Annotated in this window: 22 protein-coding genes; 13 read left to right on the top strand and 9 right to left on the bottom strand. The window is 60.4% G+C overall.

Features of this window, described 5'->3' with window-relative positions; genetic code table 11:
• Positions 1–97: 97 nt before the first annotated feature.
• Together CEC48_RS27780 and CEC48_RS27775 are read right to left on the bottom strand one after the other, a co-directional pair.
• A complete protein-coding gene (locus tag CEC48_RS27780; protein WP_088426629.1) occupies positions 98–1258 on the bottom strand; it encodes a PQQ-dependent sugar dehydrogenase in 1161 nt (386 codons plus the stop codon).
• Positions 1259–1288: 30 nt separating this feature from the next.
• Positions 1289–1609 carry a hypothetical protein gene (locus CEC48_RS27775; RefSeq protein WP_088426628.1) on the bottom strand — a complete coding sequence of 107 codons (321 nt, stop codon included), beginning with the start codon at positions 1607–1609 and terminating at the stop codon, positions 1289–1291.
• A gap of 198 nt (positions 1610–1807) precedes the next feature.
• Between CEC48_RS27775 and CEC48_RS27770 the strand changes: the two genes are divergently transcribed.
• Together CEC48_RS27770 and ligD are read left to right on the top strand one after the other, a co-directional pair.
• Positions 1808–2644, top strand: a complete 837-nt coding sequence (locus tag CEC48_RS27770; protein ID WP_088426627.1) for a Ku protein — start codon at positions 1808–1810, stop codon at positions 2642–2644.
• An 11-nt stretch (positions 2645–2655) separates the two neighbouring features.
• Complete coding sequence (gene ligD, locus CEC48_RS27765; RefSeq protein ID WP_088426626.1) at positions 2656–5154, top strand: DNA ligase D; 2499 nt, start codon at positions 2656–2658, stop codon at positions 5152–5154.
• A gap of 18 nt (positions 5155–5172) precedes the next feature.
• Here the strand turns inward: ligD and lpxO are convergent, their stop codons facing one another.
• Complete coding sequence (gene lpxO, locus CEC48_RS27760) at positions 5173–6072, bottom strand: lipid A hydroxylase LpxO (RefSeq protein WP_088426625.1); 900 nt, start codon at positions 6070–6072, stop codon at positions 5173–5175.
• Here lpxO and CEC48_RS31660 point away from each other — a divergent pair.
• Both CEC48_RS31660 and CEC48_RS27755 read left to right on the top strand, forming a co-directional pair.
• Positions 5974–6237 (top strand): hypothetical protein, encoded by a 264-nt coding sequence (locus tag CEC48_RS31660; protein WP_176438794.1) that lies wholly within the window; start codon positions 5974–5976, stop codon positions 6235–6237. The genes lpxO and CEC48_RS31660 overlap by 99 nt on opposite strands.
• Before the next feature lie 110 nt (positions 6238–6347).
• Positions 6348–6734 (top strand): TIGR03067 domain-containing protein, encoded by a 387-nt coding sequence (locus tag CEC48_RS27755; RefSeq protein ID WP_088426624.1) that lies wholly within the window; start codon positions 6348–6350, stop codon positions 6732–6734.
• A gap of 137 nt (positions 6735–6871) precedes the next feature.
• Here the strand turns inward: CEC48_RS27755 and CEC48_RS27750 are convergent, their stop codons facing one another.
• Entirely contained in the window at positions 6872–7684 is an 813-nt protein-coding gene (locus CEC48_RS27750) for a bifunctional 2-polyprenyl-6-hydroxyphenol methylase/3-demethylubiquinol 3-O-methyltransferase UbiG (protein WP_088426623.1), read from the bottom strand.
• Positions 7685–7999: 315 nt separating this feature from the next.
• Between CEC48_RS27750 and CEC48_RS27745 the strand changes: the two genes are divergently transcribed.
• The 3 genes from CEC48_RS27745 to CEC48_RS27735 all read left to right on the top strand — a co-directional run bounded on the left by CEC48_RS27745 (position 8000) and on the right by CEC48_RS27735 (position 12814).
• The gene (locus tag CEC48_RS27745; protein ID WP_088426622.1) at positions 8000–9238 is read left to right on the top strand and encodes an MFS transporter; all 1239 of its coding nucleotides are present in this window, start codon (positions 8000–8002) and stop codon (positions 9236–9238) included.
• Positions 9239–9400: 162 nt separating this feature from the next.
• Positions 9401–10990, top strand: a complete 1590-nt coding sequence (locus CEC48_RS27740; RefSeq protein ID WP_088426621.1) for an ABC-F family ATPase — start codon at positions 9401–9403, stop codon at positions 10988–10990.
• Between the two features lie 639 nt (positions 10991–11629).
• Positions 11630–12814 (top strand): MFS transporter, encoded by a 1185-nt coding sequence (locus CEC48_RS27735; RefSeq protein WP_088426620.1) that lies wholly within the window; start codon positions 11630–11632, stop codon positions 12812–12814.
• Here CEC48_RS27735 and CEC48_RS27730 read toward each other — a convergent pair.
• Positions 12808–13845: a dienelactone hydrolase gene (locus CEC48_RS27730; RefSeq protein WP_088426619.1), complete on the bottom strand. Its 1038-nt coding sequence runs from the start codon at positions 13843–13845 to the stop codon at positions 12808–12810. The genes CEC48_RS27735 and CEC48_RS27730 overlap by 7 nt on opposite strands.
• Positions 13846–14072: 227 nt before the next feature.
• Positions 14073–14684 (bottom strand): FMN-dependent NADH-azoreductase, encoded by a 612-nt coding sequence (locus tag CEC48_RS27725; RefSeq protein ID WP_076013585.1) that lies wholly within the window; start codon positions 14682–14684, stop codon positions 14073–14075.
• A gap of 371 nt (positions 14685–15055) precedes the next feature.
• Here CEC48_RS27725 and CEC48_RS27715 point away from each other — a divergent pair, with 371 nt between their 5' ends.
• Together CEC48_RS27715 and CEC48_RS27710 are read left to right on the top strand one after the other, a co-directional pair.
• A complete protein-coding gene (locus CEC48_RS27715) occupies positions 15056–15964 on the top strand; it encodes a LysR substrate-binding domain-containing protein (protein ID WP_088426617.1) in 909 nt (302 codons plus the stop codon).
• A complete protein-coding gene (locus tag CEC48_RS27710; RefSeq protein ID WP_088426616.1) occupies positions 15961–16323 on the top strand; it encodes an MmcQ/YjbR family DNA-binding protein in 363 nt (120 codons plus the stop codon). Before CEC48_RS27715 ends, CEC48_RS27710 begins: the two co-directional genes overlap by 4 nt.
• On the opposite strand, the gene CEC48_RS27705 is transcribed toward CEC48_RS27710, so the two are convergent.
• Positions 16306–16689, bottom strand: coding sequence for a DUF1294 domain-containing protein (locus tag CEC48_RS27705; protein ID WP_088426615.1), 384 nt, complete (start codon positions 16687–16689; stop codon positions 16306–16308). The genes CEC48_RS27710 and CEC48_RS27705 overlap by 18 nt on opposite strands.
• Entirely contained in the window at positions 16686–17516 is an 831-nt protein-coding gene (locus CEC48_RS27700) for an undecaprenyl-diphosphate phosphatase (RefSeq protein WP_088426630.1), read from the bottom strand. Before CEC48_RS27700 ends, CEC48_RS27705 begins: the two co-directional genes overlap by 4 nt.
• Positions 17517–17745: 229 nt before the next feature.
• Here CEC48_RS27700 and CEC48_RS27695 point away from each other — a divergent pair, with 229 nt between their 5' ends.
• The 3 genes from CEC48_RS27695 to CEC48_RS27685 all read left to right on the top strand — a co-directional run bounded on the left by CEC48_RS27695 (position 17746) and on the right by CEC48_RS27685 (position 20650).
• Complete coding sequence (locus CEC48_RS27695) at positions 17746–19380, top strand: methyl-accepting chemotaxis protein (RefSeq protein ID WP_088426614.1); 1635 nt, start codon at positions 17746–17748, stop codon at positions 19378–19380.
• 173 nt (positions 19381–19553) lie between these two features.
• Complete coding sequence (pnuC, locus tag CEC48_RS27690) at positions 19554–20117, top strand: nicotinamide riboside transporter PnuC (RefSeq protein ID WP_088426613.1); 564 nt, start codon at positions 19554–19556, stop codon at positions 20115–20117.
• Positions 20114–20650 carry an AAA family ATPase gene (locus CEC48_RS27685; RefSeq protein ID WP_088426612.1) on the top strand — a complete coding sequence of 179 codons (537 nt, stop codon included), beginning with the start codon at positions 20114–20116 and terminating at the stop codon, positions 20648–20650. Before pnuC ends, CEC48_RS27685 begins: the two co-directional genes overlap by 4 nt.
• Before the next feature lie 11 nt (positions 20651–20661).
• Here CEC48_RS27685 and ggt read toward each other — a convergent pair whose 3' ends face one another.
• Entirely contained in the window at positions 20662–22386 is a 1725-nt protein-coding gene (gene ggt / locus CEC48_RS27680; protein ID WP_088426611.1) for a gamma-glutamyltransferase, read from the bottom strand.
• A gap of 153 nt (positions 22387–22539) precedes the next feature.
• Here ggt and CEC48_RS27675 point away from each other — a divergent pair, with 153 nt between their 5' ends.
• The gene (locus CEC48_RS27675) at positions 22540–23196 is read left to right on the top strand and encodes a TetR/AcrR family transcriptional regulator (protein ID WP_088426610.1); all 657 of its coding nucleotides are present in this window, start codon (positions 22540–22542) and stop codon (positions 23194–23196) included.
• Positions 23197–23275: the final 79 nt, after the last annotated feature.

Below are 23275 nucleotides of genomic sequence, written 5' to 3'. Positions count from 1 at the left end.
GTGTGTCAGTCGCTGGATATATCGACTGAACCACCGCATTCGCGAGCAAGCCCGCTCCCACACAAGCCCGGTTCCGACATTGATTTTGTGGTGTACGTCAGTCCTGGTTAAGGCCCACCCGATACAACACGCCGTTATCTTCATCCGTCAGCACATACAGGTACCCATCCGGTCCCTGGCGTACATCGCGGATCCGCGCTTTCAAACCGCCCAACAGCCGCTCTTCGTGGATGACCTTGTCACCGTCGAACTGCAAGCGAATCAACTCCTGGCTGACCAGTGCACCAATAAACACGTTGTGCTGCCAGGCCTTGAAGCGGTCGGCGTCGTAGAACGCCATGCCACTCACACCCGGGGATTTTTCCCAGACGTGGTGCGGTGCAACGGTACCTTCGACGGTCTTGCCCTTGGCCTCGGGAATCGGCGTCAGGGAATAGTTGATGCCATGGGTTGCCAGCGGCCAACCGTAATTTTTCCCACGCTCGATGATGTTGATTTCATCCCCGCCACGCGGGCCGTGTTCGTTTTCCCACAGTGTGCCGCTCCACGGGTTGAGTGCAGCGCCTTGGGGGTTACGCTGGCCGTAGGACCAGATCTCCGGCCGCACGCCTTCCTGCCCGACGAAGGGGTTGTCTTCCGGTATACGGCCGTCAGGGAAGATTCGCACCACCTTGCCTTGCAGCTTGTCGAGGTCCTGGGCGGTGGGGCGATCATTGTTTTCCCCCAGGGTCACGAACAGGTAACCATCACGGTCAAACACCAGCCGTGAGCCGAAGTGATTGCCCGTGGACAGTTTGGGCTCCTGGCGCAGGATCACCTTGAAGTCTTGCAGGCTGCCGAGATCATCGCTCAAGCGCCCGCGCCCGACTGCGGTGCCGGCGGTGCCGTTCGTGCCACCGCCTTCGGCGTAAGACAGGTACACCAGGCGGTCCTCCTTGAAGTCCGGCGACAGCACCACATCCAGCAAACCGCCCTGCCCTTTGGCAAATACCTTCGGCACGCCACTCAAGGGCGCGGACAGCTTGCCGTTCGGGCTGACAAACCGCAGGTTGCCGGGGCGCTCGGTGACCAGGAAGCCTTGTTTGTCCGGCAGGAACGCCACCGCCCACGGGTGGTCCAGGCCCTTGGCAATCGGGGTGACCGTGATGCTCCCCTGTTCGCTGGGGAATTGTTGGGTGTCGGCAGCCGAAACGGGCAGCGCCAGGGGCAGCAAGGCTGCGGCACAGAAAGTCGCTAGAAGGGTTTTGCGTAGAAACATACGGTGGGTTTCCTTGTCGTCTTTACACACTCAATCGCCGCGATTGCCATTGGCGTCGCGCGTGGGAGCTTTGGGCTGGATGGCCGGCGGGGTCTGCGCGCTGTTGCGTCGCTGGGTGCTGTTACCGATGCCGCCGTTTTGCAGGGTCGGCGAGCGTTGCGCCGGCGGTATGTAGGTGCCCCGCGCAGCCGGTGCGTTGGGCTGCGTGCCCTGCATGCTGTTGGGGTTGGCCTGATGGATCGGGCCGTTGTAGGGGTTGTTGCTGCTGCCGGGCAGGTTCTGCGCCTGCACCAATGAACTCAAGGCCAGGCCCAACGCCAATACGGCAAGGTTACGCAAACGGGTGTTCATGACAAAGCCTCTCTGGGCGCGAGTAGTACGTGCTTTCGATAACACGCTACGCCTTGGGTTCGGCTTTGGTAACTAAATAGTTTCTCATCAGGTGTAACACGATCTGTCTGAAACACCGATGCCAGCCGGCTGACCAGGGAAACTTTTGCCGAATTCGCCATGTCACCTGAAGACCCACACACTTTCAGGAAAACCGACATGCCACGGGCTATCTGGAAAGGCGCAATCAGTTTTGGCTTGGTGCACATCCCCGTGTCGCTGGTCTCGGCCACCTCCTCCCAGGGCGTCGACTTCGACTGGCTAGACAAGCGCAGCATGGACCCGGTGGGTTACAAGCGCGTCAACAAGACCACCGGCAAGGAAGTCACCAAGGACAATATCGTCAAGGGCGTGGCCTACGAGAAAGGCCGCTACGTGATCCTCAGCGAAGACGAAATCCGCTCGGCCCACCCCAAGTCCACCCAGACCATCGAAATCATCGCGTTTGTGGCCAGCGATCAAATCCCGTTGCAGAACATCGACACACCGTACTTCCTGGCGCCCGACAAGCGCGGGGGCAAGGTGTACGCGCTGCTGCGCGAAACCCTGAAGAAAACCCGCAAGGTCGCCCTGGCCAACGTGGTGCTGCACACCAAGCAACACCTGGCCGCGCTGATGCCGCTGGAGTCGGCCCTGGTGCTGGTGATGCTGCGCTGGCCTGCCGAAGTACGCAGCCTGGATGAACTGGAATTGGGCAGCGACGTGACCAAGCCAACCCTGGCCAAGGGTGAACTGGACATGGCCAAGCGCTTGGTGGAAGACATGAGCGCCGACTGGCAACCTGAAGAATACCGCGACAGTTTCCAGGACAAGATCATGGCGTTGGTGGCGAAAAAGGCCAAGGCCGGCAAGATCGAAGACGTGGAATCCAGCGAGGGTGTGGATGAGCGTAAATCTGCCGATGTGATCGACCTGACCGAGCTGCTCAAACGCAGCCTGGCCGGCAAGAGCCCGGCGAAGAAACCGGCCGCGAAAAAAACACACAAGGCTTCATGAGGTAGACCGCCATGGCCAAGCCGCTGAGTGAATACAACGCCAAGCGCGACTTCGATGTGACCGCCGAACCCGCCGGCAGCGCACCTCGCGGCAGGAACCGGGCGCAGGCCCTGTCGTTCGTGATTCAAAAGCACGATGCCCGCAACCTGCATTACGACTTTCGCCTGGAACTCGATGGCGTGCTCAAAAGCTGGGCGGTGCCCAAGGGCCCGAGCCTGGACCCGAGCCAGAAGCGCCTGGCCGTGCATGTCGAAGACCATCCGCTGGGTTACGGCAGCTTTGAGGGCAGTATTCCCGCCGGCCAGTACGGCGCCGGTGACGTGATTGTCTGGGATCGCGGCGTGTGGCAGCCCCATGATGAACCGCGCAAAGCCTACGCGGCCGGCAAGCTGAAATTCACCCTGATCGGCGAAAAGCTGGCGGGTGACTGGACGTTGGTGCGCACGCGGCTCAAGGGCAGCGGCGACAAGGAGCAGTGGCTGTTGATCAAGGAGAAGGATCAACAGGCCCGCCCGGTGGCAGATTACGATGTGGTGCAGGCCGAGCCGAAAAGCGTGGTGAGCGATGCGACGGTGGGCCGCCCGAAAAAGCCCGAAGCGGCGAAGAAAACCACCCGCAAGTCTTCAACCGCGCTGCCCGACCAGTTCACGCCACAGTTGGCGACACTGGTGGACCGTGCGCCGGACGGTGACTGGGTGTACGAGATCAAGTTCGATGGTTACCGCATCCTCGCGCGAATTCGCGACGGCGAAGTTCGGCTGTTCACCCGCAACGGCCATGACTGGACCGATCGCCTGCCGCGCCAGGCCAAGGCCCTGGAGGCGCTGAAACTCAAAAACAGCTGGCTCGACGGCGAGGTCGTCAGCCTCAACGCTGAAGGCTTGCCGGACTTCCAGGCGTTGCAAAACGCCTTTGATATCGGCCGCAGCCTGGACATCGTCTATTACCTGTTTGATGCGCCGTTTCTGGAAGGTCGCGACCAGCGGGAAGCTGGCGTGGAAGAACGGCGCGCCGCGTTGAAGGACGTATTGGCGTGCAGTAAAAGCAAGCTGTTGCGCTTCTCCGAGTCCTTTGCTGCCAACCAGCGGGATATCTTCGAAAGCGCCTGCGACCTGGCCCTGGAGGGTGTGATCGGTAAACGTGCTGGCAGCCCGTACATCTCCAAACGCAGCCCGGACTGGATCAAGCTCAAGTGCCGGCTGCGCCAGGAATTCATGATTGTTGGGTTCACTCGCCCGCAAGGCTCACGCAGCGGGTTTGGCGCGCTGTTGCTGGCGGTCAATGACCATGGGGGCCTGGTGTATGCCGGGCGCGTGGGTACCGGATTTGATCAGGCTGCGCTGAAAAAGATCAGTGAACAGTTGAAGGCATTGGAGCGCGATGCCCCACCGCTGGCCAAACCGCTGACCAGCGCCCAGTCACGGGGCGTGCATTGGGTCGAGCCACAGCTAGTGGGTGAAGTGCAATTTGCCGAATGGACCCGCGAAGGCGTGGTGCGCCAGGCGGCATTTGTCGGGCTGCGCACCGACAAGCCAGTGGAGCAGATTGTTCATGAACAGCCGCGAGCCGCCAAGTCGCTGAAGGAAAAACCCCGCAAAAAGACCGCCGAGACCGACGCCGTGGCGGGGGTAAAAATCACCCATCCCGATCGGGTCATCGACACTCAAAGCGGTACACAAAAGCTGCAACTGGCGCAGTTCTACGAAGGCATCAGTGAATGGGTCCTGCCGTATTTGCGCAACCGTCCCGTGTCCTTGCTCAGGGCACCGGAAGGCATCGCCGGTGAGCAGTTCTTCCAGAAGCATTCCGAGCGCCTGGCGATCCCGAATATCAAGCAACTGGACCAGGCCCTGGACCCGGGCCATGCGCGACTGATGGAAATCGACAGCCCCGCCGCGCTGATCGGCGCAGTACAGATGGGCACCGTCGAGTTGCACACCTGGGGCGCCACCGCAGACAAGATCGACACCCCTGACCTGTTTGTGCTCGACCTCGACCCGGACCCGGCACTGCCATGGAAAAGCATGCTGGAGGCCGCGCAGTTGACCCTGTCGGTGCTGGATGAGTTGGGGCTTGAGGCGTTCGTCAAAACCAGCGGCGGCAAAGGCCTGCACCTGGTGGTGCCGCTGGCGCGCCGGGACAGCTGGGACACGGTAAAAGCCTTCGCCAAGGCGATCGCCCAATTCATGACGCAGCAGCTGCCGGAGCGTTTTACCGCGACCTCAGGCCCGAAAAATCGCATCGGCAAGATTTTTATCGACTACCTGCGCAACACCCGTGGTGCCAGTACGGTGGCGGCCTACTCGGTGCGGGCGCGGCCCGGCCTGCCAGTGTCGGTGCCCGTAAATCGCGATGAGTTGAAGGGTGTGCACGGCGCCCAGCAGTGGACGGTGGCCAACCTGCACGAGCGCTTGCAGGGTTTGAAGAAAGACCCGTGGGCGGGCTATGCCAATCGGCAGAAGATCAGCAAGAAGATGTGGGACAAGCTGGGAGCGCATCCGCCAGGCTGATGCGCTCTGCTATACGGATCAGATCAATATAAAGATCGCGGCCAGGCCGGCGAAGATCGCCCATTTTTCCAGGTAGTAACGGGTGCGATTGCGCTTCTTCAGTTCCTTGCCCCGCAGGCGAATCTTGTACAGGCGGGTAAAGGCGCGGTTCAAGCCACCGGTCTTGTCACCCGCATCGTTGGGCGACCCTGCAGCAGACATCACGTTGCGGCTGAACCAACGGTTGAAGGCGGCGGCCCAGCGGTACTTCATTGGGCGTTCGATATCGCAGAACAGAATGATGCGGTTCTGCTGCGTGGTGTTTTCGGCGTAGTGGATGAACGTCTCGTCAAACATCACCGGTTCGCCGTCGCGCCAGTAGTAGTTTTCACCGTCCACATTGATGTAGCAGCCTGGGTCATTCGGCGTGTCCAGGCCCAGGTGATAACGGTAGGAACCGGCGTAGGGATCACGGTGGCGTACCAGCTTGGAACCCGGTGGCAGCTCGGCAAACATCGCGGCTTTGATCGAACCGATGCTTTGCACCAGCTCAGTGGTTCGCGGGCACAGCTTCATCGCTGAAGGATGGCTGTCGCTGTACCACTTCAAATAAAAGCGCTTCCAGCCCGACTTGAAGAACGAATTGAAACCCACATCGTTGTATTGCTCGGAGCGCTTGATCTCGCCTGCGCGCAGCAGGTTCTGGCCTTCCCGACGGATCTCTTCCCAGTGCTCCTGGAGCGGGCTCAGGTCTGGAAAGTCGCTGGTGGACAAGTACGGTCGGCTGGGCAGTTTGGAGAAGAGGTAGAGAAAGCAGTTCACCGGAGCCAGGAAGGTCGAGTGATCGCTGAGCTGGCGGCCCAGCTTGTGTCGCACCCGGCCACGCAGGTGAACGTACGCAATGGAAAGAACGTAGAGAACAACAATGATGAGTTTCAAGGTATTCGTCACAAGTCAGAAGAGAACAGGCTGCCCCTGCGTGCCCACGACGGCCGAGGATTGAAGATGCAGCACCTGAAATCACAATTTACAAACAGGCAACACGACGGGCTTGGTGACAATCCGGTCATGGCCATTGGCAGTTATTTTAGCCACACTTTGTAACCAAAGGTTAACTAAGAATTGTGAAAAGGTGTCCATCAAGTGTGCTTGTCAGCGTTGCCTCGGTCCTGTGGCACACTGTTCATTGGGCCTATCCAAAAAAAGGAATTTGCATGTCATCCGCTTCGAATCATGACCATCAGGCGCTTCAAGGAGCGTGGGAACAAACCGCACTGGAAGACAGTGGCGTACTCAACCCTGTCGATGAGCACAGCGCACCGGGCGCAATTACCACCATCAGCGGCGACCGGTTCAAGGTCGTGACGCCCGGCGGCGAGGTATTGCTGGCCGGCAGCTTTACCCTGGACCCCACCACCACGCCCAAGAGCATTACCTGGGTGGATTCAATGGGCGAGGATGCCGGCAAACAGCTGCCGGCCAGCTATCAGCTGGAAGGTGATCACTTCGTGTTTATTGCGGCCGATGAAGGCATGCCCCGACCCACCCGTTTCAGCACCGGCCCGGGGCAAACCATGCGCACTTTCGTGCGCAGAGGCTGACAAGCCGCACATCCGTCCTTGCGACATGGTTTTCACATGGCCTTCACTTATCGACCTATAGGGTGAAGGCTACCTACTCCAGTGAACACCTTGGCCCGCCTTCCTCGCGGGCTTTTTTTTGCCTGCCCGGCAGCCAATCAGGCCGGGCGCTTGATAGCGGTAAGGGTGTAGCACATGGGCAGTTGCGCGGGCTGGTTTTCATACGGGTCGTAGAGTTCCTCGCGGTTGGAATGCGCGAACTCCTGCAGATGGCTGATCTGCAGCCCCGCGGCGATGGCATCGCTGACGATCTGGCCCAACGTGTGCACGAACCAGTAGGAGGCAGCTGCAACCCCTTCGGTATCGCCTTCGTAGACGATGGCCTCTTGCTGCACAAAAGGCTCGCGCTGAAAGTACGAGCTGACCGGCAGCATCGGGTTGGGCGCCGTCGGGTCGAACACTTCCAGGAACGGATGGGTTTCGTAGATCACCAGGCTGCCACCTGGCTTCAAGGTGCTGGCGACATGGGCCATGAATAGCCCGATGTCCGGCATCCAGTTCAGCACGCCGATGGTGATCAAGGCGACGTCAAAGCGCTCGGTCAGTCCATGGGGCAAATGGTGAATGTCGGCCTCGATGAATTCAGCCTCGTACGGCGAAGCTTCGGCCAACTCACGAGCTTGTTGCAGGAAGGCTTCGGACTGATCGACCCCCACCACCGTGCGCGCGCCCAGCCCGAACAACGACAGGCTTTCACGGCCGTTGTTGCAGCCCAGTTGCACCACGTCCTTGCCATCGACACCGACCTTGAGCAGCAACGCGGTCAAGGTCGGGTCCAGCCGCGAGAAGCCGGGCTTGGCGACATCTTCAAGCAAGGCCTTCCAGCTGGCGGTGTTTTTATGCAGCCTGGCGGATTCGTTCCAGGCGTCCTTGTTGCTGGAAATAGCGTCTTGGGCCGACAGCACGTCCATTGCGTCTCCAAAATATTCTAGTCATTGCGACAAAAGAGGTCCGCCCTACACCGAAAGCCTCGCCATCCCTGAACCGGTAAAGAGCCTTCACTGTAGGGCGAACGGACGAAAAATAAGCCAGGCTTATTGGATGTTCAACTGTTAACCATGAAATCCCCTGAAAAACCGTCTGCTTGCGCTATTTTTCGATGCAATTGACTCCACTTTGTAAATGTTTGTGCTTATACAGCCGTGCGGGCGCGACACAGAGGCCAGAAACTATACGCTCGCAACATGGGTCACTATCGCTACCGACCTCTTGCTCGAAGACCTGCCATGGCCACTCGCTCCGACCTGCGCAACACCCTGTCCCTGGACAGCCTGAATTTCTTCCTGGCAGATGTCCGTGACGGGCTGGGACCCTACCTGGCGATTTATCTGCTGGCCGTGCATCACTGGGACCCCGCCAGTATCGGCGTGGTGATGACCCTCGCGGGCATCGCGGCACTGCTCACCCAAACACCCGCCGGAGCGCTGATTGACCGAACTCGCAGCAAGCGGGCGGTGATTGCGATTGCCGCTCTGTTGGTGACTGCCAGTTGCCTGCTCCTGCCCTTTGTCAGTTCCTTCAGCCTGGTGGCGCTGACCCAGGCTGCCAGCGCAGCCGCGGCCTCGGTGTTCGCGCCGGCCATCTCGGCGATTTCCCTCGGCATTACCGGGCCGCGCGCCTTCACCCGCCGCACCGGCCGCAACGAAACCTTCAACCACGCCGGTAACGCGGTGGCCGCCCTCCTCGCTGGTGGGTTTGCCTATCTGTTTGGCCCGGTGGCGGTGTTCTATCTGATGGCGGTAATGGCGGTGGCCAGTGTGATCGCGGTCAGTTGCGTGTCAGCCAAGGCGATCGACCACGAGGTCGCACGGGGTTTCGACCCGGCCCACAGCGCTGAACACGAACAGCCGTCGGGGATGGCTGTGCTTCTGGCGAACAGACCCTTAATGGTGTTCGCCATCTGCTGCGCGCTGTTTCACCTGGCCAATGCGGCCATGTTGCCGCTGGTCAGCCAGAAGCTGTCACAGATCAACCTGCAAATGGCCACGCCACTGACCTCGGCCTGCATTGTCGCGGCCCAGTTGGTGATGGTGCCGGTGGCCTGGCTGGTGGGCGTAAAGGCCGACGTGTGGGGGCGCAAGCCGCTGCTGCTTGCCGGCTTCATGATTCTGCCGCTGCGGGGCGTGCTGTATACGCTGTCCAGTGATCCCTATTGGCTGGTGGCGGTACAGATGCTCGACGGGGTCGGTGCGGGGGTGTTCGGCGCGCTGTTTCCAGTGATTGTCAAAGACCTCACCCAGGGCACCGGGCGCTTCAATGTCAGCCTGGGGGCGCTGTCCACGGTATTCGGCCTTGGGGCGGCGCTGAGCAGCAGCCTGGCGGGTTTTGTTGTGCAATGGGCCGGTTACAACGCCGCGTTCCTGACCCTGGCGGGCGTGGCTGCGGTCGCATTGGGGCTGTTGTGGGTGGCGATGCCGGAGACTCGGGTGAATCCATCCTTGCACCGCCATACAACTCCCGCCTGACATATGCGACAATGCGCGCCAAATTCCAACATGCACCCATTTTTCTGCTCAGCGACTGGGCCTCACGCCTTGATGTCGCTGCCGACGTATGCCCGTTGGCCTGGGCCACAAAATGGGCCCGGCTCAAATTAGCGCACTCCAAGCTATTGATAGGTAAAGTAATTGATCTCCACAGCTAACATCACCATGCAGTTCGGCGCCAAGCCGCTATTTGAGAACGTTTCGGTCAAGTTCGGCGCAGGCAACCGTTATGGCCTGATCGGTGCCAACGGTTGCGGCAAGTCGACCTTCATGAAAATCCTCGGTGGCGACCTTGACCCGTCGGGTGGCCAGGTCATGCTGGAGCCGAACGTGCGCCTGGGTAAACTGCGCCAGGACCAGTTCGCCTACGAAGAATTCAGCGTGCTCGACACCGTGATCATGGGTCACGAAGAGCTGTGGAAGGTCAAGGCTGAGCGCGATCGCATCTACTCGCTGCCGGAAATGACCGAAGACGACGGCATGGCCGTTGCCGAGCTGGAAACCGACTTCGCTGAAATGGACGGCTACACCGCCGAATCCCGCGCTGGTGAATTGCTGCTGGGCCTGGGTATCGGCATCGAGCAGCACAACGGCCCGATGAGCGAAGTGTCGCCAGGCTGGAAGCTGCGCGTATTGCTGGCCCAGGCGCTGTTTTCCGATCCGGAAGTGTTGCTGCTCGACGAGCCAACCAACCACCTGGACATCAACACCATCCGCTGGCTGGAAAACATCCTGACCCAACGTTCGAGCTTGATGATCATCATCTCTCACGACCGTCACTTCCTGAACAGCGTCTGCACCCACATGGCCGACCTGGACTACGGCGAGCTGCGCCTGTTCCCGGGCAACTATGACGAATACATGACCGTGGCGACCCAGTCCCGCGAGCAGTTGCTGTCGGATAACGCCAAGAAGAAAGCGCAGATCTCCGAGCTTCAATCGTTCGTCAGCCGCTTCTCGGCCAACGCCTCGAAAGCCAAGCAGGCGACTTCCCGCGCCAAGGCGATCGACAAGATCCAACTGGCCGAAGTCAAGCCGTCGAGCCGCGTCAGCCCGTTCATCCGCTTTGACCAGACCAAGAAGCTGCACCGTCAGGCGGTCATCGTTGATCGCATGGCCAAAGGCTTTGACGGCAAGCCGCTGTTCAAGGACTTCAGCTTCCAGGTTGAAGCGGGTGAGCGCGTGGCGATCATTGGTCCGAACGGTATTGGCAAGACCACCTTGCTGCGCACCCTGGTCAACGAATTGACCCCGGACGCAGGCACCGTGAAGTGGACCGACGCGGCCGAGCTGGGCTATTACGCCCAGGATCACGCTTCGGACTTCGAAGACGAATCCAACCTGTTCGACTGGATGGGCCGCTGGACCAAGGAAGGCGAGCAAGTGGTTCGCGGCACCCTGGGCCGCATGCTGTTCTCCAACGACGAGATCCTGAAGTCGGTGAAGGTGATTTCCGGTGGTGAGCAAGGCCGTATGTTGTTCGGCAAGCTGATCCTGCAAAAGCCGAACGTGCTGATCATGGACGAACCGACCAACCACTTGGACATGGAGTCCATCGAGGCGCTGAACCTGGCGCTGGAGAACTACCCGGGCACGCTGATTTTCGTCAGCCATGACCGTGAGTTTGTGTCGTCCCTGGCGACCCGCATTATCGAGCTGAGCCCAAGTGGCGTGATCGACTTCAGCGGTACTTATGACGATTACCTGCGTAGTCAGGGTGTGGTTTTCTAAGAACCGCGAGTTGGTTGAAATGCAAAAGCCCCGTCCAGTGTGATGGGGTTTTTTTTGGTCGTGGGTTGGGTTGGGTGCATATCCGTTATTTAGGTAACGGCTGCTTATGGTTTCGCTCTTACAGCGAGTCACTTTGCAAAAGCGTGCAAAGTAACCAAAATGCTCTGCCCCGCCTGTCGGCGCGTCGCTTAGGCTCGGCATGCCGGAACGAAGGCGCGATTCCGCGGGGCGCCTAAGATCAAAATCAAAAACAGATCAAAAGCCGCTCTTCTGTAGGAGCCGGCTTGCCAGCGAAAAACCCGAGAACGCTGCGTTGAATCAGGATGCCAACGTCATCGTTAACGACCTTCGCGAGCAAGCCCGCTCCCACATTTGGACCGCGTTTGCTTTTGATCTACAACACTCAAGCCGGCCGGTAGGCCGCTGTGCTGTTGCTTTTGATCTTAGGCGCCCTGTTAAACCACGCTGGCCGAACGCAGGTAGTACGAAGCGGGCCGCTGTAAGAGCGGAACCATAAGCAGCCGTTACCGAAGCAACGGATATGCCCCCTCTCAAATGCACCAAATATAGTTAGCCTGCTTCCTTTTACCCCAAGCCCTTGCCATGATGCGCTCACCGCCCGCCCGCGAACGAGTTCCCATGCCTGCCCCACAGCCCGCCGCCCCAAGCTCCCTGTCGATCACCCTGCAGATCGTCTCCATCGTCTTCTACACCTTCATCGCGTTCATCTGTATCGGCCTGCCGATCGCAGTGATCCCCGGCTACGTCCACGGCGAACTCGGCTTCAGCGCAGTGATCGCCGGCGCAACCATCGGCTCGCAATACCTGGCAACTCTGCTCAGCCGCCCAATGGCCGGGCGCATGTCAGACAACGTAGGCACCAAACGCGCCATCGTGCTGGGCTTGAGCGGGATCCTGCTGAGCGGCGTACTGACATTTATCGCCACACTGGTGCAAAGCCTGCCACTGCTGAGCCTCGGTATATTGATCGTGGGCCGCCTGTTGCTCGGCGTGGCCCAGGGCCTGATCGGCGTCGGCACCATCAGCTGGTGCATGGGCGCAGTCGGCGCCGAACACACAGCGCGCTCGATCTCGTGGAACGGCATCGCCTCCTACGGCGCGATTGCCATTGGCGCACCGCTCGGGGTGGTGATGGTCGCCGAATACGGCTACACCAGCCTCGGAATCGCCCTCACGGTGCTTTCCGCCCTGGGCCTGCTGCTGATCCGCAATAAACCCTCGGTGCCCGTAGTGCGCGGTGAGCGCCTGCCGTTCTGGGCGGTGTTCGGGCGTATCGCGCCGTTCGGTGCCAGCCTGTGCCTCGCATCGATCGGCTACGGCACTCTGACCACCTTTATTACCCTCTACTACCTGAGCCTTGGCTGGACCGGCGCCGCTTGGTGCCTGACGGTATTTGGCGTGTGTTTCATCCTGTCACGCCTGGTGTTTATCTCCGCCATCAACCGCTTCGGCGGCTTCACGGCGGCGATTGCCTGCATGACCATCGAAACCCTCGGCCTGACGCTGCTGTGGCTGGCACCGTCCACCGGCGTGGCATTGATCGGCGCCGGGCTGACCGGCTTTGGCTTGTCGCTGGTGTACCCGGCGCTGGGCGTGGAGGCGATCAAGCAGGTGCCCAACAGCAGCCGTGGCGCCGGGCTGAGTGCGTATGCGGTGTTTTTTGACCTGGCGCTGGCGATTGCCGGGCCGGTGATGGGCGCGGTGGCATTGAACCTGGGTTATTCGTGGATCTTTTTCTGCGCCGCCCTGCTCTCCGTCACTGGCCTGGGCCTGACCCTGATGCTCAAGCGTCGCGCTTACTGATCAGCCGTCTGCAAACCCGCGCGGGTGGATTGCCCCAGGGTGTGATTGAAAAAGCGCCCGGCCTCGGAAATCAGGTCGCGGTGGATGCTTTCACGGTCAACCCCATCAGCATCGGTGCACATGGCAGGCATCGCGGCCAGTTGACTCTCATCACAAGGCGCCATGAACACGAAGTGCCCTGCCCCGGCCAGCAGCTTGAAGTCCGGCGGCTCCGGCAGCTTACGCGCCAGGGCCTCGGCATTCTTGTCCACGGCCACCAGCTTGTCGCCGTCGCCGCTGTAGAGCAGCACCGGCACATGCACGTCCGCCAGGGTATGGCGGCCAAACATCAGGCTCAGCGGCGCCATCAACATCAACGCATGAATGCGCGGGTCTGCCTGGGGCTGCAGGTCGTCGCGGTCGACGATCAGTTCGCCCTTGGTGGTGCACGCGTCGCGATCTTCGGGGCGTTGTTGGCAATAGCGGCGCAGGCGATTCAGGTCCGGCTTGGCACCGGCCAGAATCAACGCGGTTTCACCGCCGGCCGAGTAGCCGATGACGCCCACCTGATCAACGTTGACGAACGGCGACAGCATCGGGTCGCCAAGGGTGGCGGTGATGGCTTCGGAAATCTGGATCGGGCGCCCATACAGGTTGCTCAAGGTGCCCAGGCGGCTGTGGTCCTTGTAGTTGTCGCCAGGGTGCAGCACCGCCACCACGACAAAACCCTTGCGCGCCAGCGAGGTTGCCAGGTCGTGCAGGGCCAGGGGTGTGCCGGTATTGCCGTGGGACAGCATCAGCATCGGAAAACGGCCAATGGCGATTTTCGAGTCTTCAGTGGCAGCGATGTGATAAGCGCCCACCTGGGTGGTGTGTTCCTGGTCGGTGGACGGATAGAACGCGACGGCTTTCATCGGCTGTAAATCCAGCGGGTCGAGAAAAGTCATGCGATGGAAGCCCACACTCCAATGAGGGTGCGGTGCCGGCGCGGCTTGCACTGAAATCAGGCCGCCGAGCAGAGAAAGAACCAAGACTGCACAAAGACGCATCATGGGGATGTCCACCTTTGTTGCGTAAGCCCGCGTAGCTATTGAAATATCCATGGTTCAGGCGCTCGGACCGGCAGGGTTTACCCATGCGTGCATAACCTGGGCCAAAGTAGTGACAGCGGGTAAACGAAAAAACTCCGTACTCCGTTCGCTTTTCAGGCGAGCAGAATACAGAGTTTAGGCGCCTCGATTCAGATTGATATCGAGGAACAGCAAAATTTACACAAGTCTTACGCAGCGGCGAACAACTGGTCGCTGATCAATACATGCGCGTCGCTCAACGCCTTGGTCCGCGCTTCGTCACCATAAGCCAGGCCGTGAGCACGGACGAACTCGATGTCGGTGATCCCGAGGAAGCCCAACAACACGGTCAAGTAGTCTTCGTGGGCTGCGCCCGTCGGCTGGCCAACATGCAAGCCACCGGAGGTCGAAACAATGATGACTTTCTTCCCGCCACACAGACCTTCAGGGCCTGCTTCGGTGTAACGGAAGGTCTGGCCAGCGACGGCAATGCGGTCGATCCAGGCTTTCAGTTGGGTCGGGATGGTGAAGTTGTACATCGGCGCGGCCAGCACCACGGCGTCTGCTGCCAGGAACTCGGCCAAGGTGGAAGCACTCAGGTCAGCTTCATGTTTTTGCACGGCATCGCGCAGTTCGGCGGCGGTGCCCAGGGCGCCCAGAGTGACACCCGAGAAGTGACTGATGGCATCAGCGGCCAAGTCACGATAAACCACTTCGACACCTGGCTCTGCTGCCTGCCAGGCCTTGACTACACCCGCGCTCAACTGACGGGAAACCGAGTTGTCGCCGAGGATGCTGGAATCGATATGCAACAGTTTCATAGGTCATCTCCAAGTAAGCATCGCCAAGGGCGACGGAATGGAAATAAGCCTACAGATGAAACCAATCATGGATTAGTCGGGCAAAATGCGATTGTTCGTCCCACTGACAGGACAATTAATTAACCTGACGAAACATCCATTCCGTTCGGTGAGATTAAGCAGCCGGACAATGGCCGACGCGCAGTTCCAGCCCCTGGTTACTCTTGTAGGAGCGAGCTTGCTCGCGAAAAACGTCAACGATAAAGCGGACATTCTGAATGCGCGTGGCGTCCTCAGGTTTTTCGCGAGCAAGCTCGCTCCTACATTTCGGGGTGGATTTGCCTGCGTGGGACGCGGATAGTTCGACCCACAGACAGGACAATAGGCTGACCATGCAAGATCTGAATGACCTCTACTATTTCGCCAAAGTAGTGGAAGCCGGCGGTTTCGCCGCCGCTGGGCGGCTGCTGGGGATTCCCAAGTCGCGGCTGTCGCGGCGCATTGCCGAGCTGGAAGAGCGCCTCGGCGCCCGCCTGCTGCAACGCACCACCCGCCAACTGACCCTGACCGCCGTGGGTGAACGTTACCTGCGCCACTGCCAGGCAATGCTGCTGGAGGCGGAAATGGCCGATGAGGCCGTGGCCAGCATGTCCAGCGAACCCCGTGGCCGACTGCGGGTCAGTAGCCCAGTGGGCCTGGCTCACCAATTCCTGCAGACCATGGTGGCGGAGTTCCTCACCGCCAACCCGCTGGTACAGCTGGAGATGATCCTGGTCAACCGGCGTGTCGACCTGGTGGCCGAAGGCATTGATGTGGCCTTGCGCGTGCGCGAACTGGGGGATGAAGACCCGTTGCTGGTGACCAAGCGCCTGCGCCAGGCACAGACCGCGATTGTCGCCAGCCCCGGCTTTGTGCGGGAGCGGCAGATCAACACCCTGGAAGACCTCAAGCAACTGCCGGTACTCGGCGCCCTGGAAGCCGACCGCATGGTGCACTTCCGGATGCTTAGCCCGCAGGGCAGTAGCCACGACCTGGTCATGGAAGCGCGGCTGGGCATCGACGATTTCCTGGTACGCAAGGCCTGTGCCCTCGCCGGCCTGGGGTTTAGCGTGTTGCCGATGATGTTTTGCGAGGAAGAATTGGCCAACGGCCAGTTGGTGCAGTTGCTGCCCGAATGGTCATTGCCGGGCGGCTGGCTGCAGGCGGTTTACCCTCACCGACGTGGCGTGTTGCCGGCCGTGCGGGCCTGGATCGACCACTTGGACAACGCCTTCAAAGGCTGCGGAGACCGTCTGTTATGAGAATGACCGAACAACAAGTCGCCGAGTTTTGCCTGGGGTTGCCCGGCGCGCGGGAAGATTACAAATGGGGCGGCGTACGGGTGTTCTCGATCGCTGGCAACAAGATGTTCGCCGTGCAGCACCTGCGGGGTGATTCACTGGCGTTCAAGGTCGACAAAGAGCTGTTCCTGGGGCATGTGGATCGCCCGGGCATCCACCCGGCGCCGTATCTGGCACGGGCTCAGTGGATCATCATGGAAACGCCCTACCCGCTCGGCGCGGAGGAATTGCGTGGCTTGTTGCAGCGTTCCCACCAGTTGGTGGTGAGCAAGCTGCCCAAGCGCACGCAGATCGGTTTGTTGCTAGAAGATCGAGAGTAGCGTGCCGCCCAGGAACAACTGGTCAATCCAGAACACCTGATGCAGCAACACGATCACCCAGAACACCACCTGATAAGACACCTTGCGCGTCTTGTGGCGAAACACCTGCTGGGCGAGCAACGCACCCGGCCAACCGCCTGCCAGCTCCACGGCGTGCAGGACGTTTTCCGGGGTACGCCAGCTGTCTTCTCGGGCCTTGCGCTTGTCGCTCCAGTACAGCAAGAACGCCACCACGCTGACCCCGCCATAGGCCACCAGCGGGATCAGCGAAACCCCGCGATACCACAGCAGCGCCGAACCAAACAGCGGCGCGGCGCACAACAGTGCAAACACCAGCGCCTTGAAGCGCGGATGCTGGATGTTCATGGCTTGACGGCCGACCAGTCGATCCAGCCGAACTGCCAGGTGGCCAGGATCACCAGGCCGAAGGCGATCCGGTACCAGGCAAACGCCGCGTAGCTGTGGCTGGCGATGAATTTGAGCAGTGCCTTCACCGCGATCATCGCGAAGATGAACGAGGTGACAAACCCAATGGCAAACACCGGCAGGTCATCCGGCTGGAACAGGTGGCGGTACTTGTAGCCCGAATACACCGCCGCACCGACCATGGTCGGCATGGCCAGGAAGAACGAGAACTCGGTGGCGGTCTTGCGCGACAGGCCAAACAACAGGCCGCCAATGATGGTGGCGCCCGAACGCGAGGTGCCCGGGACCATCGCCAGGCACTGGGCGAAGCCGACTTTCAGGGCATCCTTCCAGGTGATTTGGTCGACGGTTTCGGCGTGCACTTCATGCTGGCGGCGCTCGGCCCACAACATGATGACGCCGCCCACCACCAACGCCGTCGCAACGGTGATCGGGTTGAACAGGTAGTGCTTGATCAGGTCGGCGAAAATCACCCCCAACACCACGGCCGGCAATACGGCGATGATCAGGTTGATCGTGAAGCGCTGCGCGTTGCGCTGGGTCGGCAAGCCGATCACCACGTCCAGGATCTTGCGTCGAAACTCCCACACCACCGCCAGGATGGCGCCGAGCTGGATGATGATATTGAACGCTTCAAAGCGCTCGCCACCGAAGTTGATCAAGTCGGCGACGATAATCTGGTGCCCGGTGCTGGAGATCGGCAAAAACTCTGTCAGCCCTTCTACAATCCCGAGTATCAGCGCCTGAACGGCGGTCCAAAGATCCATCGATTCCCCCAAAGGCCATGCTCGCAGCATGCCTCGTTCATATTTTTTAGACGTTCACTAACGATGAGTACGCGGCGAAAGCTGCGCAAATAATCAAGACCGAGCTGCGAAAATTACGTGAAAAATCAGACAGGACTCAGGTTTTTTGATTCTGGGCCGAAAGCCTATCAGACAAGCCGGAAATGTCGATGCAGCACCCAAAATTATAAGAACACGGAGTGACAGGACCATGAACAGTTTGCGCAATATGTCGATCAGCCGGCGCCTCTGGCTGATCCTGATCGTCGCCGTGTTGATGCTGCTAACCCTCGGCCTGCTTATGCTCAAGCAGATTCATGATGACCTTTACCTGGCCAAGAGTGAACAGACCCAGCGCGTGGTCCAGACCGCCAACGGGATCCTGACGTATTATCACAGCCTCGAAACCAGCGGCGTCTTGACCCGTGAAGCGGCGCAAAAACAAGCCTTGAGCGTGGTGCGCGGCCTGCGGTACGGGCATGACGATTACTTCTGGATCAACGACCTCACGCCCGTGATGATCATGCACCCGGCCAACCCCAAGCTGGATGGGCAGAACCTGTCGGCCATTCGTGACCCGGACGGTTTTGCGGTGTTCAACGAGTTCGTGATCCTGGCCAAGGCCAAGGGTGCGGGGATGGTGAACTACCGATGGCCCAAGCCGGGCGCTGATGCACCGGTAGCCAAAACCTCGTATATCCAGCTGTTTGAGCCATGGGGCTGGATTATCGGTTCCGGCGTGTATGTGGATGACGTGCAAGGCGAGTTCCAGGGCCAGGTATGGAAAGCCTCCATGGTGGGCCTGGTAATCGCCGTGATCATGGCCCTGCTGGTGGTGCTGATTGCCCGCAGTATCGTGCGCCCGTTACAACAAGCGGTGAACGCCATGGCCAATATCGCCAGCGGCGAAAGCGACCTGACCCGCACCCTCGACACCCACGGCCAGGACGAGGTCACTCAACTGTCCCGGCACTTCAACAGCTTTACCGCCAAGCTGCGGCAGGTGATCGGCCAGTTGCAGGCCTGCGCCAACGCTCTGGGTCAGTCATCCTCGGAATTGGGCAGCAACGCCAGCGAGGCCCATGACCGCAGCCAGCAGCAATCGCAGCAGATGGAACTGGTGGCGACGGCGGTCAACGAAGTCACCTATGGCGTGCAGGACGTGGCCAAGAATGCCGAGCACGCCGCCAGCGAAATGCGCGATGCCCAGGTGCAGGCCGAACAGGGCCAGCTCAATATCGACGGCAGCCTGCAACGGATCGACCAGCTCTCCACCACCATCAGCCAGGCTGTTGAGGTAATCCGCACGCTGTCGACGGAAAGCACGCAGATTGGCGGTGTATTGGAAGTGATCCGCTCCATCGCCGACCAGACCAACCTGCTGGCCCTCAACGCCGCCATCGAAGCGGCGCGCGCCGGGGAGCAAGGCCGTGGTTTTGCGGTGGTGGCCGATGAAGTACGGCTGCTGGCCCAGCGCACGCAAAAATCCACGGCTGAGATCCAGGGCATGATCGAGCGCCTGCAAGGGCATTCGGAAGCGGCGGTCAAGGTGATCAGCGACAGCCACCAGGCATCGCAACTGACCATTGAACAAGCGGGCCAGGCCGGCGCGAGTTTGACTGCCATAGGCCAGGCGTTGCGCAATCTCAACGGGCTGAATGCGTCGATTGCCAGTGCCACGTTGCAGCAGGCGCATGTGGTGGAAGACATCAATCAGAACGTCACCCAGGCGGCCGGGCTGTCCCACAGCACGGCGCTTGCGGCAGAGCAGTCCAGCGTGGCGAGCGCGCATTTGAAGGGTTTGAGTGAGCAACTGGGTGGGCTGCTGCGCCAGTTCAAGGTTTAACGCAGGTCTAATGTGGGGGGCTTGTGTGGGAGCGGATTTGTGTGGGAGCGGGCTTGCTCGCGAAGGCGGTGAATCAGTCGACATATTAATTGACTGACCCACCGCTTTCGCGAGCAAGCCCGCTCCCACATTGGTTACAATCAGCGCCCTTTTCCACTCCCCAAGGAACCGCCATGTCCGGGCTTGAACTGTTTGCCGCCGCCCTGGGGGTGATCGCTGTCTGGTTGACGGTTAAACAGAACCCGTGGTGCTGGCCCATCGGGCTGGTGATGGTGCTGCTGTACACCTGGATCTTCTTCGATGTGAAGCTCTACTCCGACATGCTGTTGCAAGTGATCTACGCCGCCCTGCAGCTCTATGGCTGGTGGCAGTGGACCCGCGCCGGTGAGGTCAAGCAAGGCCGGCAAGTCACCAGCCTGGGGCTGCAACCGATCCTGCAAGGCCTGGCCGTGGGTGCCGTGGGCAGCCTGTTGCTCGGCGCCGCCATGGCCCACTGGACCGACGCCGCCCAACCCTGGCTGGACGCTGCCCTCACCGGCTTCAGCCTGGTGGCGCAGATGTGGATGGCGCAAAAACGTGTGCAGTGCTGGCCGTTGTGGGTTGCCCTGGATGTGATCTTCGTCGGGCTGTTCCTCTATAAAGGCCTGTACCTGACCGCCGCGCTCTATGCGTTGTTCACCGTGATCGCGGTGCAGGGCTGGCGGGAATGGCGCGCCGACCCGGCGTTGCACGCATGAAAGTCGTGGTACTGGCCGGCCCGGAATCCAGCGGTAAAAGCTGGCTGGCGGCGCAGTTGCAGGCGCATTTTGGCGGGGTAATGGTGGGCGAATACGTGCGCCACTTCATCGACCACCACCAGCGCGATACCACCCTGGACGATATCCCGGACATCGCCCGCGGCCAATTGGCCTGGGAAGATGCCGCCCGTGCTGCACAGCCGAGGGTGTTGATCCTGGATACCAACCTGCTGACCAACAAGCTGTGGAGCCTGACCCTGTTTGGCGACTGCCCGGCATGGCTCGACAGCGAACTGCTGGCTCGCCACTACGACTTGCACCTGCTGCTGTCGCCCGAGGACGTGGAGTGGACCGCTGACGGCCAACGCTGCCAACCAGAATTTGCCGACCGGCTGGCCTTTTTCCAGGCCAGCCGTGACTGGCTGGAGCAACAGCACCTGCCGTTGCAGGTGATTCGCGGTGATTGGGCCGCTCGCCAGGCCCAGGCATTGGCTGCGGTGGAGCAACTGCTACAGCCGCTCCAGGCGCAATAACAACCCCCGCTCTAGTAGCCCAGTGACAACCCGGTATTGCGCCGAGGGTCGTTGGCCCCATAGAAGCGGTTATTGCCGACCGGCTTGCCACCCAGCGATGGCGCGCCTACCAGGATGGCTGCCAGGTGGTTGGCATCCTGGGGGCCAGCGAACTTGTGGCCCCAGCCTTCGAGGATTTTCTGGGTGTCGGGGCTTAGGGCAAAGCGCTCGATATTGGTCGCCTCAGGCAGCCATTGCTGGTGGAAACGCGGTGCATCCACGGCCTCCTGAATGTTCATCTTGTAGTCGATCACGTTGAGGATGGTCAGCAAGGTGGCCGTAATGATACGGCTGCCACCCGGCGTACCCACCACCATGACGGCCTTGCCATCCTTGGTGACGATAGTCGGGCTCATGGACGACAGCGGCGTCTTGCCCGGGGCAATGGCGTTGGCTTCACCCTGCACCAGGCCGTACATGTTCGGCACACCGATCTTGGAGGTGAAATCGTCCATTTCGTCGTTGAGGATCACCCCGGTCTTGCTCGCCATCACGCCCGCGCCGAACCAGTCGTTGAGGGTGTAGGTCACCGAGACCGCGTTGCCCCATTTGTCGACGATGGAATAGTGGGTAGTGTTATTGCCCTCGTGGGGCGAAACGCCGGGCTTGATGTCTTGGGAGATGCCGGCTTTTTGCGGGTCGATGGCGGCGCGCAGTTTGGCGGCGTAGTCCTTGTCCAGCAAATGGTCGATCGGGTTTTGCACGAAGTCCGGATCGCCGAGGTAGCTGTTGCGGTCGACGTACGCGTGGCGCATGGCCTCGATCTGATAGTGCAACCCCTGGGCCGAGTGATAGCCAAGGTCGGCCATCGGGTAGCCTTCGAGGATGTTCATGATCTCGCAGATAACCACGCCGCCCGAGCTCGGTGGTGGTGCAGACACCACGTGGTAGCCACGGTAGTCACACTCGATGGGCGCCAGTTCGCGGGTCTTGTATTTGTCCAGGTCGGCCTGGGTGATAAGCCCCTTGCCCGACTGGCTGGAATCGACAATCGCCTTGGCTACCCAGCCCTTGTAGAAGCCGTCGGTGCCCTTGGCGGAGATTTCACGCAGGGTTTTCGCCAGGTCTTTCTGTACCAGCTTCTGGCCCAGCAGCATCGGCTCGCCGCCATGCAGGAAGATCCCGCGCAGGTCTTTGTCTTTCTTGAATTCGTCGGTGGCGGTGTGCAGCAGGTCAATATCGCCCTGCTCCAGGGCAAAGCCGTCTTCGGCCAGCTTGATGGCCGGGGCGATCACCTGGGCGCGCTTGAGGGTGCCGTATTTGCTCAGCGCCAGTTCCATGCCCGACACGGTGCCGGGCACGCCGACGGCCAGGTGGCCTTTGGAGCTGAGGTCAGGGACGACGTTACCGTCCTTGTCCAGGTACATGTCGGCAGTGGCTGCCAACGGGGCCTTTTCGCGGAAGTCGAGGAAGGTCTTGCGCCCGTCGGCCAGTTGCACGGTCATGAAGCCGCCGCCGCCCAGGTTGCCGGCCGCCGGGTACACCACCGCCAGGGCGTAACCTACCGCCACTGCCGCGTCCACGGCGTTACCACCGGCCTTGAGCACATCCACGCCCACATGGGTAGCGAGGTGTTGTGCCGTGACCACCATGCCATTTTCGCCAGCCACCGGGGCCTGGGAGGCCGCTTGTACACCGCTGACGGTCAGCACCAGCGCCGTGGTAATCAACGTTCGGGTAAACGGTTGGTAATTCATCCTTGGTTACTCTGTTTATTAGAAGAACTAGAAAGTAATACGTTTCGGATACAAGCCCCAGTGTTATGCCGCGTTTGTGACAGAGGCTGTCGGTAACGGAATAATGCCCATGTTATATTCCGGGCCTTTACGCTGTGCAGCAGAGGCTTTTCGATGGTGATCAAGAAGACCGGGATCCGCGCCCAGCAAGCCGACCAGACGCGCGCGCGGATTCTCCAGGCGGCGGTCAAGGTCTTCACCCGCGACGGCTATTCCGGCGGGCGCGTCGAAAGCATCTCGCGGGAGGCCGACTCCAACGACCGCATGCTGTATTACTACTTCGGCAGCAAGGAGCATCTGTTTGTGTGTGTGCTGGAGCACACCTATGAGCAGTTCAATAAAGCCGAAAGCAAACTCAAGCTCGAGCTGAGCGCGCCCGTGCAAGCGTTGCAGGCGCTGGTGGGGTTTATCTGGAACTACTACGTCAAGCATCCCGAGTTTGTGGCGATCCTGAGTATCGAGAACCTGCACCAGGGCAAGCATGCGAAGCAGTCCGGCGAGCTGCGGCGGTTGTCCGGGGAAGCGGTTGGGGTGTTGCGGCCGGTCATCGAGGCCGGTCAGGCGCAGGGGCTGTTTCGTGAAGACGTGGACATCAAGCATGTGTATTTGATGATTGCGTCCTTGTGCTACTTCTACAATTCCAACCAGCACACCCTCAGTTCGTTTCTGGGGGAAGATTTGGCAGATAAAGGGCAGCAAAGGGATTGGCTGGGGTTTATCAGTGATTTGGTGTTGCGTGGGGTATGCCTGACACCGCCTGTCCAACGGTAGAACCGAGATCAAAATGTGGGAGCGGGCTTGCTCGCGAATGCGGTCCGTCAGTCGACAAATGTAGTGACTGTCTCTTATA

Source organism: Pseudomonas sp. K2I15, assembly GCF_002204795.1.
Lineage (GTDB): Bacteria > Pseudomonadota > Gammaproteobacteria > Pseudomonadales > Pseudomonadaceae > Aquipseudomonas.
Note: the sequence above shows the minus strand (reverse complement) of the source record. Positions and strands in the feature narration are given on the sequence as shown.